The sequence below is a fragment of the Maritimibacter alkaliphilus HTCC2654 genome (assembly GCF_000152805.1).
GTDB lineage: Bacteria > Pseudomonadota > Alphaproteobacteria > Rhodobacterales > Rhodobacteraceae > Maritimibacter > Maritimibacter alkaliphilus.
Window position 1 is genome coordinate 2,286,702 of sequence record NZ_CH902578.1, and the last position, 15,430, is coordinate 2,302,131.

Here is a 15,430-nt window from a genome sequence, read left to right on the forward strand (position 1 = left end):
AGGTTGTTAACACGCCTGTGTGGCGCGGAAAAAGAAACGGGCCCAGCCGGGCCCGTCGCATCTTTCGCCTCACTCGAACCGCTCGGGATCGGGGGGTGCCGCCGGGGTCCAGACCCCGCGATTGCGGACCCGGTCGAGTTCGAGCTGCTGGTCGAGCGACTGCTGGCTGTAGCTGTCGTAATAGACGTTCACGTTGAACAGGCGCTCAAGCAGCTTGCCGTTGTTCTTGCGGCGGTATTCCAGGTCTTCCTCGGCCAGCACCGTGCGGATGTTGCCGTTGGTGCCATAGCGACCGGCATGGGCGAGAAGCGTGCCTTCACCGGCATTCGCGCGATCCGAGGTGAGCGCATCGGGATTGCCGCCCAAGGCCGCCACCGCATCGGCGGTCGGCGTGGCATCGGCGCGGTTCGTCTGACCGGGGGTCGGCGTCGGAAGCGCGCTGTAATCCTCGGGCTGTTCAAGCGGCTTGTTGGGCAGGATCGAAAACTCGTCCGGGGTCGAGGACCGGATGTTCATGAGGTCGGGATTGCCGTCGTTGGAACAGGCCGCAAGCAGCCCGAGACCCACAAGGGCTAGTCCGAATTTCATGGCAGGAACCCGCATCTATGCCTCCAACACCCGTTTCGACCTCTTTACCGCAACTCGCGGGCCCCGTCACGGGGCCTTTTTCCCATCGGCTTTGTCGGCCAGCAGGATCAGACCGATGGCCCCGGCAAACACTGCAATATCAGCGACATTGAAGGAATAGGGATTGGTAAATCCGCAACAGGACATATTGAGAAAGTCCGCGACGGCACCATAGACCACGCGGTCGATCACGTTGCCCAGCGCACCACCGACGAGCACGCCTGCGGCAATGCGTGCGGCCAGCGTCATGGATTTGCGCCGCACCCACCATAGCACGCCCAGACAGATCGCGAGCGCCACACCGATCAAAATCCAGCGCATCGTGTCCTCAGACGACGAGAACAGTCCGAAGTTCACGCCTTCGTTCCACGCCATGCGGTAGTTGAGGAAGGGCGGCCAAACGTCGATCGCCCCGACCTCCTTCAGGTTCATCACCTGCACGACCCAGTATTTCGTCACCTGATCGAGGACGAAGACGATGAGCGCGGTGATCGACAGCGCGCGCATCAGTGACGGAAGTGCCGCATACCGGTGAACACCATGGCGAGCCCGGCCTCGTCAGCCGCCTTGATGACCTCGTCGTCGCGCATCGACCCGCCCGGCTGGATCACGCAGGTCGCACCCGCTGCGGCGGCTTCCAAGAGGCCGTCGGGGAATGGAAAGAACGCGTCCGAGGCGACGGCGGAGCCGATGGCGGGGCTTTCGGACAGGCCCAGTTCGGCCGCCATGCGACCCGCTTTCGTGGCGGCGATGGTGGAGCTGTCCAGACGGCTCATCTGGCCCGCGCCAACACCCACGGTCGCGCCGTCTTTGACATAGACGATGGCGTTGGATTTCACGTGCTTGGCCACTTTCCAAGCGAAAAGCAGGTCTTTGAGCTGTTCGTCGGTCGGGGCCTTCTTGGTCACCACCTTCAGGTCATCGAGCCCGATATGCCCGTTGTCCTTGTTCTGGAACAGATAGCCACCCGCGACCTGACGGATCGTCTGGCTGCCGATCAGCGGATCGGGCAGACCGGCGGTGGTCAAGAGGCGCAGGTTCTTCTTCGCCGCGAAAATCTCTTTCGCCTCGTCCGAAGCACCGGGGGCGATGACGACCTCGGTGAAGATCTGGGTGATCTCGCGTGCCGTGTCGGCGTCGAGCGGCTGGTTCAGCGCGACGATGCCGCCGAAAGCCGAGGTGCGGTCGCAATCGAACGCCTTCTTGTAGGCGTCGAGCAACGTCGCGCCCCGCGCCACGCCCGAGGGGTTGGCGTGCTTGATGACGGCGACGGCGGGACCGTCGGCGGGGTCGAATTCCGCGACCAGTTCGAACGCTGCGTCGGTGTCGTTGATGTTGTTGTATGATAACTCTTTGCCCTGATGCTGCACGGCGGTCGCGACGCCTTCGCGGGCCGAGCCGTCGACATAGAACGCCGCGTCCTGATGCGGGTTCTCGCCGTAGCGCATGACCTGTTTCAACTCGCCCGCGACCACACGGCGGCGCGGCGCGGCCTCGCCAATCGCGCCCGCCATCCAGCCGGACACGGCAGCGTCGTAAGCTCCGGTGCGGGCATAGGCGATCTGTGCCTGACGCTGGCGGAAGGCATAGGTGGTCGCGCCATCGTTCGTCTTCAACTCGTCCAGCAGCGCGCCGTAATCTTCGACATCGACGATGGTGGTGACGAAGCCGTGGTTCTTGGCCGCCGCGCGGATCATGGCCGGGCCGCCGATGTCGATGTTCTCGATCATCTCGTCGTAATCCGCGCCACGGGCCAGAGCGGCCTCGAACGGGTAGAGGTTCACCACCAGCAGGTCGATCGCGCCGATGCCATGCTCATTCATCGCGGCCACATGGTCGTCGTTGTCACGCAGCGCCAGAAGGCCGCCGTGCACCATCGGGTGCAGCGTCTTGACGCGGCCATCCATCATCTCGGGAAAATTCGTCACCTCGGACACGTCCTTGACCGCAACGCCCGCATCCCGCAGCGCCTTGGCCGATCCGCCGGTGGACAGGATCTCGATCCCCATCCCCTCCAGAGCCTTGCCCAGATCGACCAGCCCGGTCTTGTCGGAAACGGAAATCAGCGCGCGGCGCACGGGGGAAAGGTCGGTCATGTGGTGTCCCTTGGGTCAGTCTGGCAGCTCGTCCACCTCATCCCGCACCAGATCGCGCACGCCGATGGGCGTGTCCTGCGCCTTGGCGAGGGACCAGCGGATGCGCGTCGCATAGTCTATTGCCGCGCCGGATAGAACCACTTGTTTCGACGCACGGGGCTTCAATCGGTTCTTTTCGAGGTAAACCGAGGGTTCGAGCGACAGTTTCGCCGCACCATCGTAGCGGAACACCCAGATTTCCCCGGATTTGAGCGCCATCGACACCGCTGTGCCGCCAAGGTCGATGGTCGCGTCCACGTCCGGGTGCAGGTGGAAGCGGATGTTGAAGGGCACGCCTTTCTCGCCCTCGCGTTCAAGCGCGCGGCCAAAGGTGGCCTGTTCGGATTCTGACACGGCCGCCAGCGTTTCCTCGCCCGCGATGGTGCGCCCGTCCACGGCCAGTTCCAGCCGCCGGATATAGGCCAGACCGAACCGCGGCTGATAGCCATCGTGGCCGCTGACGAGGCCGATCATGTCGGCATCGCCGATCCGCCGCGCCTCGACCTCGTTCGGGACTTCGACCATGCGCGCGCGCGGCCCGTAGGGCGTGGCCTCCATATCGCCGAGGCGCGAGGACGACACGCCGGTCAGGCCAAGCACCGAATGCGACGGGGTGGCGCGGCCCGCTTTGCCCCAATCCTCGCCGAATTGCCGCCCGGACCCGCAGTTCACGATCAGCGGGCGACGCCCCGAAGTGACCTCGAGCGCGAGGGTCGAGGCGTGCGCATTCCACGACGCCGGCCCCAGCGGCGGCTTGTCGGCATCGACGATGATCGAGGTGCGGCCTGCCGAGAGGCGGGCGAAACCCATCGCCGGGCCATCTGTCGGCCCACCGCGCACGCCGGATGTGGCAAGCGCCTGATCCAGCCGCCCTTCGGCCCCGCGCCCGCCGCCGTGAAATCGGGCCAGACCGCCGTCGGCATGGCGCAACGCACGCAGCGTGGGTGCGATGCGTTCGATGGCCGACTGGTGGGCGGGCTTCGGCGTGATCTCGGATTCGCGCAGCGCGAGGGCGGCCCAGTTGAGGAGCGTGAAGACTTCGAGCAATTCTTCGGGGTTGCGGGTCGGAATACCCCCCGCCGCGTCGATCTGCCGGTCGCATTCGCGGGCCAGCGCCTGTGTGGCGGGTTCGGTCAGGTGCTCCATGCCGGAGAGCGAAAGCCCCGCATAAATCAGGCCGGTGAGCGCCTCGAACCGGGGCAGACCGGGCGAGGTGCCCTGCCACCGCTTCGACAGAAAAATCGCTTGCTGACCAAGACTGCGGTGAAACCGGAGCGAGGCGTCGCTGTCCTGCCCGTTGAGGATCAGGAAGGCATGGTTGATCCAGCGGATAAGCCTGCGGCCCGCGACATCGGGCACCCAGCCGGGGCCGGTGCCCCGCCCGAAACGGTCGATCCAGTCCATCGTCCAGAATTGCGCCCGCGCCCGCGCATCGCGGTCGCCGAGGGCCGCCAGATCGTCCAACCATCCGAAACCCTGAAGCGCGGCTTCGAAATCGTCGGAGGGGGGCGTGATGGCCCAGATGCTGTCGGCGGGGGACTGGACGAGGTGCCCTGCGAACAGGAAGTTCCCCGCGACCATCTGTTTGCCCTTGGCGAAGCTGCCGATGGTGCGCGGTTCGGGCTTGGACGTGAAACCCGTCGCCGGCTTCGCGCGGGCCGCCCGCCGGGCGTGCCAACGGTTGAGCCACCGCGTTCTGCGGCTGGTCATGGGAAAATCCTTGGCCAACGTCGCCTTGCCTTACCTCAGATGCCGACCCTTACCGGGTTCTGGCCGCACTCTACAGGTCGGGCGGGCGCGAGTCATGCCTTAACGAGGCATGCGATGTAGAACCCGTCCATCCCGCCCTTGTCGGCCCAGTAATCCGGGCGCAGGCGCAAACCACCCTCATCCGTGCGCCAGTCGGGGTCGATGCCGGGGCGGTCGAGCGCGGCGGTGTCCACCGAAAGCCCCTCATGCCGCCCGAGCGCGTCGCGCACCTGTTCCTCGCCCTCGTCGATCAACAGAGAACAGGTGCAATAGACCAGACGCCCGCCGGGTTTGAGCATACCCAGCGCGCGGTCGATCAGGTGTTCCTGAAGCTCGAAGAGGCCGGGGAAATCGCTGCCGTCCTTGGCGTATGGAAGATCCGGGTGACGCCGGATCGTCCCGGTCGCGGTGCAGGGCGCGTCTAGCAGGATCGCGTCGAACGGCCCGCCCTCGTATTCCAGCGCATCCATCGTGACGAGGTCGGCGGACAGGCCGCAGCGCGCAAGGTTCTCGCCCACCCGCGCCATGCGGTGTTCCGAGATGTCGACGGCGGTGACCTCGGCCCCGGCGGCGGCAAGCTGCATCGTCTTGCCGCCGGGTGCGGCGCACAGGTCCAGCACAGCCTCGCCAGGCTGGGCGTTCAGCACGCGGGCCGGAAGCGCGGCGGCGGCGTCCTGCACCCACCAGTCGCCCTCGGCAAACCCGGGCAGGGTCGAGACCTGCCCGGCCCCCGTCACACGCACCGATCCGGTGGGCAACACCGTGCCGCCCAACGCCTGCGCGAGCGTCTCGGCATCGCCCTTGGGTGTCAGGTCGAGCGGCGCCCCTGCGTAGAACGCCGTTTCCATCGCCGCCACGATGTCTTTGCCGTAGTCGTCGGTCAGGGGCTTTCGCAGCCATTTTGGCAGGCGCGGCGTGGGCAGCGCGGCCCACCCTGCGGGGTCGACCTTGCGCAGGATCGCGTTGACCAGCCCCGCCATGCCCGCCGTCTTCTTGTCGGCGCGCGCAAGTTCGACCGCCGTGTTCACCACGCCGTGCGGGGCGGCGCCGAGTTCGCAGATTTCCGCGACCGACAGCCGCAGGATATTGTGGATGCGCAGGGTCGGGCGTTTGCGCAGGTGCGGGCCGAGCACGCGGTCGGCGCGGTCCATCACCCGGAACGCCGTCGCGACGAGCCGCTGCGTGCGCGCGCGATCCTCGGGCGCGAGCTTTTCCAGACGGCGCGGCAGCACCTCTGGCAAAAGCCGTCCATGCTCCATCACGTCGCCCATGAGGTCCAGCGCGACGCGGCGCGGCAGATTGGGATCACCGGCCATGCGGCCTCCTTTGCCAAATCGGTGGCGACGGCCTATATCAAAGGCGCGAGACAAGGAAGCCTGCCATGAGTGACGAAACCAAACGCGACCTGCCCCCTGCCGCCATCCGCGCGCTGGCCGAGGCCGAGGAACGGCGCAAGAAGGCCGCCGCCCTGAAGCTTCCCGAAGAGCTGGGCGGGCGCGACGGGCCGGAGCCGGTGCGCTATGGCGACTGGGAGAAAAAGGGCCTCGCCATCGACTTCTGAACGGCATTAACCGTCTCGGGGCGGTCGATTTCCGCCGCCCTAACTCCTCTTCCCTCAAATCAGACCCATCGAATGTGCGGCTTCATCCGAATGCCGCCCGCACCGCCGTTCAAGGAGCTGCTTCATGGGTCTTCTCAACCACCCCGACGTGATGCGTGCCGTCAAGCCGGATCAGACGCCGGTCGCCGGGGCCTGCCGGTTCGTCTTCAAGGCCGGGTCCGACAATCTTTGCCCGATCTTCCGGGACCGTCACCTGACCTATACGATCGGCAATCCGATGATGTCCGACGTCAACGGCGATTTCGCGCCCTGCTACCTGCTGGAAGGGGCGTATCGGGTCCGTATCGAGGATCGGTTCGGCAAGGTTCTGGTGGATGTCGACGGCGTGGAGGTGACCGAGGCCACGGGCGGAGGCGGGTCCACCATCACACAGACGGGCGCCAGCACGCTTTTGCCCAGCGTGACGGCGCTGATCGCGGACGAGGTGCTCGCTTACATCGAGGGGGCGGACCGGGTGCAGGTCAGCGCCGGGGATTCGGTTCGGGTCGAAGCGCCCGCCTATCTGTACGAGGTGGCGGCACCGGACGCGACGGACTACCACACGATGACGGCGGGTGGGCTGAAACTCTACGCCCTGCCGGACGGTCTGGGGCAGATCTTCACGTCGCAGTTGAATTGGGCGGCCGGAACCGATGTGACCGACGACATGGTCCGTCTTTTCGCCCGCTGGCCGGAGGGCGCGCGGACGCTGCGCCAGACGGCGGACTACATGATCCGGGGTTCGGAATACACGCTTCCCACCGCTCTGCGCGCGTGGCTTTCGGATGACTACGAACTCTTGTCCCACGGCGAGGTCGCATCGCGGTCGCTGTTGCTGATGGATGCCTGCGACCAGTCCGCGGACAGTCACGGCCTGACCCGTGATCTGAAAATCCGGTTCTTCACGCCCTCGGGGTTCAAGGTCGGTGGCCTGCGGTTCGACCACAGCGTCGCGGTGGACGAAACTCAACTGGTCGCGGGCGGCAATGCGTCCGAAGTCTTCAACTGCACCGACAACGCCATTGGCCTGACGGTGGACAAGTGCCGCTTCGACTTCGAAGGCGGGACGGCCGTTCAGATCGTGAATTCAAAGCACTGGGCCTTTACCGCGAACCATGCGGGCAAGCAGAAATACCTTCTGAACCTCGTGGGCGGCGCACACTTCGGAACGTATTCGCACAATCGCGGAGAAATGGGTTTCGTCGGCCTCAAGGCGAACGGGCAGCCCTCGACGTTCTTCGGCGACTACATCAAGACGACCCCGACCGATAATGTCGGACCGCGCTACTGCAAGTGCGAATACAACGAGTTCATCAACGAGAACCGGGATGGACCTGACGGCACGGGCGGCTTTCACGGCTGGACGTTCGCCGAAAACTATTTCCGCGTCGCCGTCGCGGCCATCGACATCAAGATCGCCTATAACCTCGCCACCGATTTCGCCACGCGTGAGAACCAGTATTCCAACATCACGATCCGCAACAACATCTTCGACGGTTGCGGGCTGGTTTATACCTGCACCTGGAAAGAAGCGGTGACGGGGGTTGCGAACAACCCGGACCTGATGCTGCGCCATATCGTGAGTCAGGGAAACCACTTCATTCCGCGCCCCGGCAAGGGCTCCAGCGCGCATTTCTTCAAGTCCTACCGCGGGACGTTCCTGTCGCTGGGCGATACCATGTCGACCTTCACGGGCGCGAACGCAGGGGCCTTTGACGCGTCGAGCGGCGCGTTCCCCGCGAATGCGGTCAAGAACAGCTACTACACCGTCACGGTCGCGGGGGTCGTCGATGGTCAGAGCTTCGCGGTCAACGATACGGTCTACGCCCTCAAGACCGGGGCCTCGACCACGACCTATGCGGGCAATTGGTACAACACCGGCAAGACCTACCCCCGGATCGCGGCACCCACGCCGTTCAAATGCGGTATCGACGGGGTCGGGACGCATACTGTCAACAAGGGGACATGGAACGCGGCATCGGGGAGTTTTCCGAGCGGTGCGGTTCTGGGCGACTTCTACACATCGACATCCGACGGAACGGTGGGCGGCGTGAAGTTCCGCACCGGCGACATCATCGTCGCCACCACCGCCACGCCTTCGACCTCGACCTACGAAGGCCAGTGGGAGGTCCGGACCCCCGATTCCGGTCTGAACGAGAACATGGTGTTCCGCAGCCTCGTCTTCGACGGCCGGGGGGCGAGTGCGCTTCAGATCATGTCCTGCCGGAATGTCTCGGTCGATTTCGCGGATTATCAAAGCGACGGGCTGGGGACGATCAGCGTGTCGGGCGAGGATATCACGATCACCGGGAACATGCGGTCCGAGGCCCTTCCGCCGCTGGACTCCGGGGTCTGCGATATCATCGTCCTGAACGGCTGCCGGAACGTTCGGATCGATACGACCTACAGCCACAAGCGGGGCGCATCGCATGGGGGTGCCCTCGTCCGCGTCACGGGAAAGGCGACTCGCGTCTGGATCGACGGGACCGTCACCGGTTCGGCCGAACTCGTCGAGGTCGCGAACGCGGGCGTGCTGACGGACCTTTACCTCGGCCAGCGATCATCCCTGACCGTCGAAGCCCTGTCCGCACGCGTACTGACGATCACGGGAACTGCGAATGGCGTCTGGCAGGGGCGTCTCGACAACCCCGATGGCGTGCCGCTCTTCAACAACCCGCCTGCGGTCCATAACCTCGGCCAGCTGTCGAAAGGTCAGGGCCGGGAACTGACCATCGCATCGGGCACGGTCAAGGCGCAGCGCACGGCGCATCGGGTGGATACCGAAGGCGACGCGGCGAGCGACGATCTGGTCACCGTGTCCGGGGGCGCGCTGGGGGATCAGCTGATGATCTGTTGCGCCGACGCCGGCCGGGCGGTGGTCGCCAAAACGGGCACCGGCAATCTCAGGCTGGTTTCCGACCGGATGCTCGGCAACCCCGGTGACACACTGGTTCTTGAGATGCGGGGCGATGGGAACTGGCACGAAGTCAGCTTCACCGATCAGGTCTAGGAACGGACCCTGCGCGGTGTAAGCCCGTGACGCAGGACAGGAAACAGCAAGGCGAAGAACCGGAATTGCGCCAGCTCGAAGCGGGTCAGGTCCGGTGCCTTGGGCGGGGGGCGAAGCGTGACCGTTTCGGCCCCCTTCGTGCCGCGCGTAATCCAGATATTGCCCGTGTAGACATGCGCTTGGTCGAGCCGGATATCGGCCGGGCCGGTGCGCCCGAACGACACGGTGCGCCCATACCACCGTGAGAGCGCCTTTTCGGTTCCCTTGGGGTCGGACACGAAGTCTTCGTAGTTCAGGTAATAAACGCTGCGGGGCGGAATGTCCTTCAGGGCGCTTCGCATCTGCCGGTAGTGGTGCAGAAGCCAAAAGACATAGGCCGGGGCGAGGGCCTGCCGGTAGAACCGATTGCGCCGCCGCGCGCGTTTGATACGGGCCGCGAAGGCATCGACAGGGCGGCGTGACATCGCGATGACCCTGAGCGGCAGGTCGGATGCTTCGGCAAAGACCTGCAAGCGCCGGGCGTTCTTTGCCGCGTCGATGACCTCGTGACTGCCGGTCTCCTCAAGGGCCAGCTTCATGAACCCGATGTGATCCTGACGGTAGGCGCGCAGGTCCTCGGTGCCGTAAATCCCCTGTAGGGATCGTCCGAAAATCAGCGACAGACGGGTCGCGAGCGACGGGTTGCGCCGGTCGACAGCGCGCAGACGGGTCGAGGTGTCGAACGAGAGCATGGGGCGGCCCGCAGCCCGTTCCGCTTTCGCCCGCGCGATCAGCGGCCCCCAGAACGCACATTCCGTCACCAGCGCGCCGCAGCTACAGGTCCGCCGTTCGTTCAGGTCGTTCTCGAGGTAATTCATCTCACCCAGGTTCACGAACCCGTCGGCATTTCCCAATGCGAGCGCGAACAGGCTCGACCCGGAGTAGGGCAGCGCAAGGATGTAGGTCAGTCCGCGCTCGGGCGGTGGCGCACCCCGTTCCGCCAACGGCTTAAGCCTCCTGAAGCGTCTTCAGCACGTCCGTGAAGTAGTCGACCGTGCGCACGAGCCCGTCTTCGAGTTGAACCGAAGGCTCCCACCCGAGGGTCGATTTGGCCAGTCCGATGTCGGGGCGGCGTTGCTTCGGGTCGTCTTGCGGGAGCGGTTCGTAGACGATCTTGGACCCCGATCCGGTCATCGCGACCACCTGTTCCGCAAGCTCGGCGATGGTGAATTCGCGCGGGTTGCCGAGGTTCACGGGGCCGGTCACATCCTCGTCCGTCGCCATGAGGCGCAGGAACCCTTCGACCAGATCGTCGACGTAGCAGAACGATCGGGTCTGGCTGCCGTCGCCGTAGATGGTGATGTCGCGCCCCGACAGCGCCTGAACGATGAAGTTCGACACGACGCGACCATCGGCGTGATGCATGCGCGGCCCATAGGTGTTGAAGATCCGCGCGACCTTGATCTCGAGCCCGTGCTGGCGGTGGTAGTCGAAAAACAGCGTCTCGGCGCAGCGTTTGCCTTCGTCATAGCAGGACCGCGTGCCGATCGGGTTCACGTTGCCCCAATAGCTTTCCGGCTGAGGGTGAACCGACGGATCGCCATAGACCTCGGACGTCGAGGCCTGAAAGATCTTGCAGCGCAGGCGCTTGGCCAGACCGAGCATGTTGATCGCGCCGTGCACGCTGGTCTTGGTCGTCTGCACCGGGTCGTGCTGGTAGTGCACGGGCGAGGCCGGACAGGCGAGATTGTAGATTTCGTCGACCTCGACATAGAGCGGAAAGGTCACGTCGTGACGCATGAACTCGAACCGCGGGTTGCCGTGCAGGTGGTCGATGTTGCGCTTCGTGCCGGTGAACAGGTTGTCGAGGCAGATCACCTCGTGCCCCTGATCCAGCAGGCGGTCGATCAGGTGCGACCCGATGAACCCGGCACCGCCGGTGACGAGGATGCGTTTCCGGCTGTCGTAAAGGCGTGCCACTGTCGTTTTCCTTTGCGTCGAAATCAGGGAACCTGTTGCAAGCGCGGCGGGGCCAGTCAATCGGCTATTTACCCGCTGCCCCCGGTTTGGGGGGCCAGTGCCGCGCGCAGGGCGGTTCTGTAGGCATCTATGACGATACGTTCATCGAAAAGCGTTTCCGCCCGTTTGCGCGACGCGGCCCCCATCGCCACCCGCGCCTCGGGTGTGAGGTCGGCGAAGGCGTTGAGTTTCTCAGCTAGATCGCCCGCGTCGCGCGGCTGGCACAGGAACCCGGTCGCGCCCGGCGCGACGGTGTCGCGGCAACCGGCGGTGTCCGTCGTGACGATGGGGCGGCCCATCGCGGCGGCTTCGATCAGCGCTCGGGGCGTGCCTTCGAGGTAGTAGGAGGGCAGGACGACCGCGTCGGCCTCGGCGATGAGCGGGCGGACATCGCCGACTTCACCGAGGTAGTCGATGACGCCCACGGCCTGCCACGCCGCGAGGTCGGTTTCGGGCATGTATTCCGGGCCGGTGCCATGACCGCCGATCAGGACGAACCGCGCCTTGGGATGTCGCGCCTGCACCGCGCGGGCCGCCGCCGCATATTCCGCGACCCCCTTGTCACGCAGCACCCGCGCGATCATCAGGAACGTGGGCGAGTCGTGCGCGGGCATCGGGGCGGCCTGAAACTTGTCGAGATCCACGCCGGAGCCGGGCAAAAGCGTGCTGCGGTCGAGCGATCCGATCCCGTGGTCCAGAAAGAACGCCCGGTCCTCGGGGTTCTGGTAAAAGACGCAGGCCGCGCGATTGAAGGCAAGGCGATAGGCCGCGAGCACCGCCCTGACGGTCAGGCCCGGCTCTTGGAACACCGCCCCCCGGCCGCTGACATTCGGCAGGAACGGAATGCCGAGCAGGCGACAGGCGATGCCGGTATAGATGTTGTTCTTGATCGTGAAGCTGATGACCGCGTCCGGGCGCAGGCGGCGCAGGGTGCGATAGGCATTGGCGACCACGCCCGCCTCGGTCACGGGTGACTTGCCGCGCCGGGTCATGGCGATGTGTTCGAAGTCGCAGCCCAGGGCCTCGAGCGCCGGGGCACTGTCGTCGCGCGGGGCAAGCAGGGTCACCCGGTGCCCTTCGTCCTGCAACATGCGGATGATCCCGGTGCGGTAATTGAGGAGGTTCCACGCCGCGTTCACGGTCACGACGATATGCTTGCCACCGCTCATCGCGCCACCGCCTCGTAGATTTCGGACATGCGGGCGGCCGTCGCCGACCACGGGAATTCCCGCGCCCGTGCCAGCCCCCGCGCGCGCAGATCGGCGGCCAGCGTGGCGTCGGACCCGACCTTCACGATCGCCTCGGCGATTTCGTCGGGGTTCATCGGATCGACCAGAAGCGCCGCGTCGCCCGCCACTTCCGGCAACGAGGACAGGTTCGAGGTGACGACCGGCGTCCCGCTCGCCATCGCTTCGAGCACCGTCAGCCCGAACCCTTCGTAAAGCGACGGGTGAACATAGATCGCGGCACGACGATAGAGCGCGTGCAGCGCGGCATCCGACACGTAGCCCGCGACATGCAGGCGTTTCGACAGGATCGGGTCGTCCAGAATGGCCTCGATCTGCTCCATGTCCCAACCGCTGCCGCCGGTCACGACGAGGTGGTGGGGAATGTCCTGCATCGCGATCCTGAGTGCGGCGATCACGCCCTGCACGTTCTTGCGCGGGCTGATCTTGCCTGCGGTCAGGATGAACGGAACGTCGTCCGGCGGGAGCGGAATGCCGTCGAGCGCAGCGTCGTCCGGTTCTGCGAAGAAACGGTCGGAAACGCCGGAAGCGACCACGTGCAGCCGATCCCATGACTGGCCCGGATAAAGGCTCATCACCTCCTCCGCCGTCGCCTGCGAGATGCAGACCAGCGCATCGGCACGGTGCACGGCCTGATCCAGCGCGCGTTTCATCAGCCACGGGCGGTTGTGACTGAAGTATTCGGGATGGGTCAGCGGGCCGATGTCGTGGACCGTGACGACCAGAGGCTTCGCCGTCGCGATGGGGTATCCCATGCAGACCGAATGGGTCACGTCCACCGGCCCCTCCATCATCCATTCGATGCGCGGCAGCCCGGCGAAGGTCCAGCCATAAGACGTGCCACGCCGCCCGGATTTCAGAAGCGTGAGGCCGGTATCAGACCGAAGCGCGGCGAGCCGGTCGGGCGGCAGCGACGACCATGCAGAAGCAGGGCGAACGTCGACGTCGCCCTGCGCCGCCAGAGCGTCGCGCAACTCACGCGCATAACGGGCCAGCCCGTGCCCGTGCAGGTCGGCGAACTGGTTGGCGAAAAAGGCGACCGTCGGTTTCATGGCGTCGGCCCCTCGGGCGGCAAGCCGATCTCGGCCAAAATACGGTCGACCTTGGATTGCCACGAATGGGTCGTGGCGAAGGTGTCGATCGCCCGATCACGGTCCGGGTCGCCCGACAGCGCGCGGGCGATGGCGGGGGCGACGGCACCTTCGTCCGACAGCACCTCGGCAGGCGGCGCGAGGTGGGCATATTCGTCGTGCGGCGTGGACAGGATCGGGAGGCCTGCCGCCGCGTATTCGTAAAGCTTGAGCGGGTTCTGCCCTTTGTAGACCGCCTGCTTGCTCCGGTCGTAAAGCATCACGCCGAGGTCACAGTGGACGAGCCACGCGGGCAGCTCGCGCGGGGCGACGGACCCCATGAGAAACACGGTCCCCGGATAGCGGGCGGCGAGGTCGTCGGCCCAACCCGCACCCGGCCCGATGAGCGCAAGGCTTCCGCCCCGCGCCTTCATCTCGGCCGCGACGGCTTCAAACAACGCCGGATCGCCCTTGCTCAGAACGCCGGTCCACACCGCACGCGGATGGGGCAGCGGGGCGAGCGCCGCGGGCTCGGCCGGATCGCCCGCATAAATCTCGCGTTCGACACCCTGCCCCAGCACGTGAACCTTGCTCGCCGGCACGCCAAGCTCATCCACGGCATACGCCTTGAGCGTCGTCGAAATCGTATGAACAGCGTCGACCGAAGCATAATCCTCGGCCTCGATCGGCTTCACGGCGTCACCCCGGAACGCCGGGTAATAATCGACCACGTGAAAAGCCACGCGCGCCTTGGGGAAGGCACGTTTCAGCGCGCGGCCCGATCCCGGCACAGTCGTCCAGACGAGGTCGGGGTCCGGCATCACCTGCGCGAGGCCGGGCCGCGCCAGACCATAGCGCAGATGCGAGGCGGTCCGGGTCGAGAGCGGCCAGATGTCGCGCACGGGAACCGGCGTCGCCTGCGTCACGATATGCACGCCAGCCTCGGACCGGGGCGTGGCGCGCCAGACCTTCAGGTAACCGCCCGTCCCCCGCAAGAGGTGCACGGGGTCGAGCGGTGCCTGCAAATAGGTCACGTCATGCCCGCGCGCTGCCGTGAGCCGCGACAACACCTTGGTCGAGCACTGGATATCCGAGGCCCAGACCGTCGGCCGATGAAACAGAACGCGCGCCATGATGGGTCAGCCAGCGCCCCCGCCACGTGTCCACTGGTCCTGAAAATCCGCGTCGATCTGCGACCGCGTGATCGCATTCTGACGGTCCCAGACGATTGCATTGGCCCGGAAAATGGCGGTCGCGGAATGGACGGCCGAAATGAAGCCCGGAATCCCGTCCTGAAACCCCTTTTTGGCCACGTATTTACGGAAGAATTCGTAGATGGGGCGCCCCGCGATGTCGATGAAGCGGACCGGGCGCCCGCGCCCCTCGACCCCCTTCACGACCTCTTCCATATACTGCCCGCTCTTGCGGAACCGTTTCTCGAGGTTGTCCTCGTTGAAATGCACCATGAGGGCCGAAAGCTGACCGACGCGGCTTTCGGGTGCGTCGAGCAGGCAGTCCTCATGGAACATGCCGCCGAAGCGGAACTTGTCGCGTCGCGCGAGGTGGACGAGGTTCCAGTCGCGCCAGCCGCCGCCCTTCATCGGACGATGCATGAAGTAGTTGAGGCGGCGATAGCGGTAGCCGTCCTTGCCGTCGTCGCAGATCGCCTCCTGCACCTGTCGGGCAAGCTCGGGCGTCACGCGTTCGTCCACGTCCATGTGGAGCAACCAGTCGCTCGTCGCCGCGTCGATCCCCTTGTTGCGCTGATGCGAGAAATACTCGCCCTCCACGCGGGGCGACCGCAGGAACCGCACCTTGGGGCCGGCGGCCTTCGCCAGATCCTCGGTCGTGTCGGACGAGCCGTCGTCGACGATGATGATTTCATCCACCCAGTCGATCAGGTTTGCAAGGAAGCCGGGCAGATCGCGTTCTTCGTTGTAGCTGATCGTCACGACGCCAAGCTTGGGGCGGGTCTGGTCGGGCATGTGTGGTCC

At 65.6% G+C, this 15,430-nt stretch carries 13 protein-coding genes; 2 read left to right on the forward strand and 11 right to left on the reverse strand.

Going from position 1 to position 15,430, the window contains the following annotated elements; translation table 11 throughout:
• Positions 1 to 69: 69 nt before the first annotated feature.
• The 5 genes from RB2654_RS12270 to RB2654_RS12290 form a co-directional block, all read right to left on the reverse strand.
• Positions 70 to 603: a DUF3035 domain-containing protein gene (locus tag RB2654_RS12270; protein WP_040884810.1), complete on the reverse strand. Its 534-nt coding sequence runs from the start codon at positions 601 to 603 to the stop codon at positions 70 to 72.
• Positions 604 to 654: 51 nt separating this feature from the next.
• Positions 655 to 1,134 (reverse strand): signal peptidase II, encoded by a 480-nt coding sequence (gene lspA / locus RB2654_RS12275; RefSeq protein ID WP_008331950.1) that lies wholly within the window; start codon positions 1,132 to 1,134, stop codon positions 655 to 657.
• Positions 1,134 to 2,723: a bifunctional phosphoribosylaminoimidazolecarboxamide formyltransferase/IMP cyclohydrolase gene (purH, locus tag RB2654_RS12280; protein WP_008331951.1), complete on the reverse strand. Its 1,590-nt coding sequence runs from the start codon at positions 2,721 to 2,723 to the stop codon at positions 1,134 to 1,136. The genes lspA and purH overlap by 1 nt, the downstream gene beginning before the upstream one ends.
• Positions 2,724 to 2,738: 15 nt before the next feature.
• On the reverse strand, positions 2,739 to 4,472 hold the full coding sequence (locus RB2654_RS12285; protein WP_008331952.1) for a heparinase II/III family protein: 1,734 nt from the start codon (positions 4,470 to 4,472) through the stop codon (positions 2,739 to 2,741).
• Between the two features lie 92 nt (positions 4,473 to 4,564).
• Positions 4,565 to 5,827, reverse strand: a complete 1,263-nt coding sequence (locus RB2654_RS12290) for an RsmB/NOP family class I SAM-dependent RNA methyltransferase (RefSeq protein WP_008331953.1) — start codon at positions 5,825 to 5,827, stop codon at positions 4,565 to 4,567.
• Positions 5,828 to 5,892: 65 nt separating this feature from the next.
• On the opposite strand from RB2654_RS12290, the gene RB2654_RS12295 reads away from it, so the two are divergent.
• Positions 5,893 to 6,072 (forward strand): DUF1674 domain-containing protein, encoded by a 180-nt coding sequence (locus tag RB2654_RS12295; protein ID WP_008331954.1) that lies wholly within the window; start codon positions 5,893 to 5,895, stop codon positions 6,070 to 6,072.
• A gap of 124 nt (positions 6,073 to 6,196) precedes the next feature.
• On the forward strand, positions 6,197 to 9,121 hold the full coding sequence (locus RB2654_RS12300) for a hypothetical protein (protein ID WP_008331955.1): 2,925 nt from the start codon (positions 6,197 to 6,199) through the stop codon (positions 9,119 to 9,121).
• On the opposite strand, the gene RB2654_RS12305 is transcribed toward RB2654_RS12300, so the two are convergent.
• From RB2654_RS12305 to RB2654_RS12330, 6 genes are all read right to left on the reverse strand, one after another.
• A complete protein-coding gene (locus RB2654_RS12305) occupies positions 9,118 to 10,104 on the reverse strand; it encodes a sulfotransferase (RefSeq protein WP_008331956.1) in 987 nt (328 codons plus the stop codon). The genes RB2654_RS12300 and RB2654_RS12305 overlap by 4 nt on opposite strands.
• 4 nt (positions 10,105 to 10,108) lie before the next feature.
• Positions 10,109 to 11,080 carry a UDP-glucuronic acid decarboxylase family protein gene (locus tag RB2654_RS12310; RefSeq protein WP_008331957.1) on the reverse strand — a complete coding sequence of 324 codons (972 nt, stop codon included), beginning with the start codon at positions 11,078 to 11,080 and terminating at the stop codon, positions 10,109 to 10,111.
• 68 nt (positions 11,081 to 11,148) lie between these two features.
• Complete coding sequence (locus tag RB2654_RS12315) at positions 11,149 to 12,288, reverse strand: glycosyltransferase family 4 protein (protein ID WP_008331959.1); 1,140 nt, start codon at positions 12,286 to 12,288, stop codon at positions 11,149 to 11,151.
• Positions 12,285 to 13,418, reverse strand: coding sequence for a glycosyltransferase family 4 protein (locus RB2654_RS12320; RefSeq protein ID WP_008331960.1), 1,134 nt, complete (start codon positions 13,416 to 13,418; stop codon positions 12,285 to 12,287). The genes RB2654_RS12315 and RB2654_RS12320 overlap by 4 nt, the downstream gene beginning before the upstream one ends.
• Positions 13,415 to 14,569, reverse strand: coding sequence for a glycosyltransferase (locus tag RB2654_RS12325; protein ID WP_008331962.1), 1,155 nt, complete (start codon positions 14,567 to 14,569; stop codon positions 13,415 to 13,417). The genes RB2654_RS12320 and RB2654_RS12325 overlap by 4 nt, the downstream gene beginning before the upstream one ends.
• Before the next feature lie 6 nt (positions 14,570 to 14,575).
• A complete protein-coding gene (locus RB2654_RS12330) occupies positions 14,576 to 15,421 on the reverse strand; it encodes a glycosyltransferase family 2 protein (protein WP_008331963.1) in 846 nt (281 codons plus the stop codon).
• Positions 15,422 to 15,430: the final 9 nt, after the last annotated feature.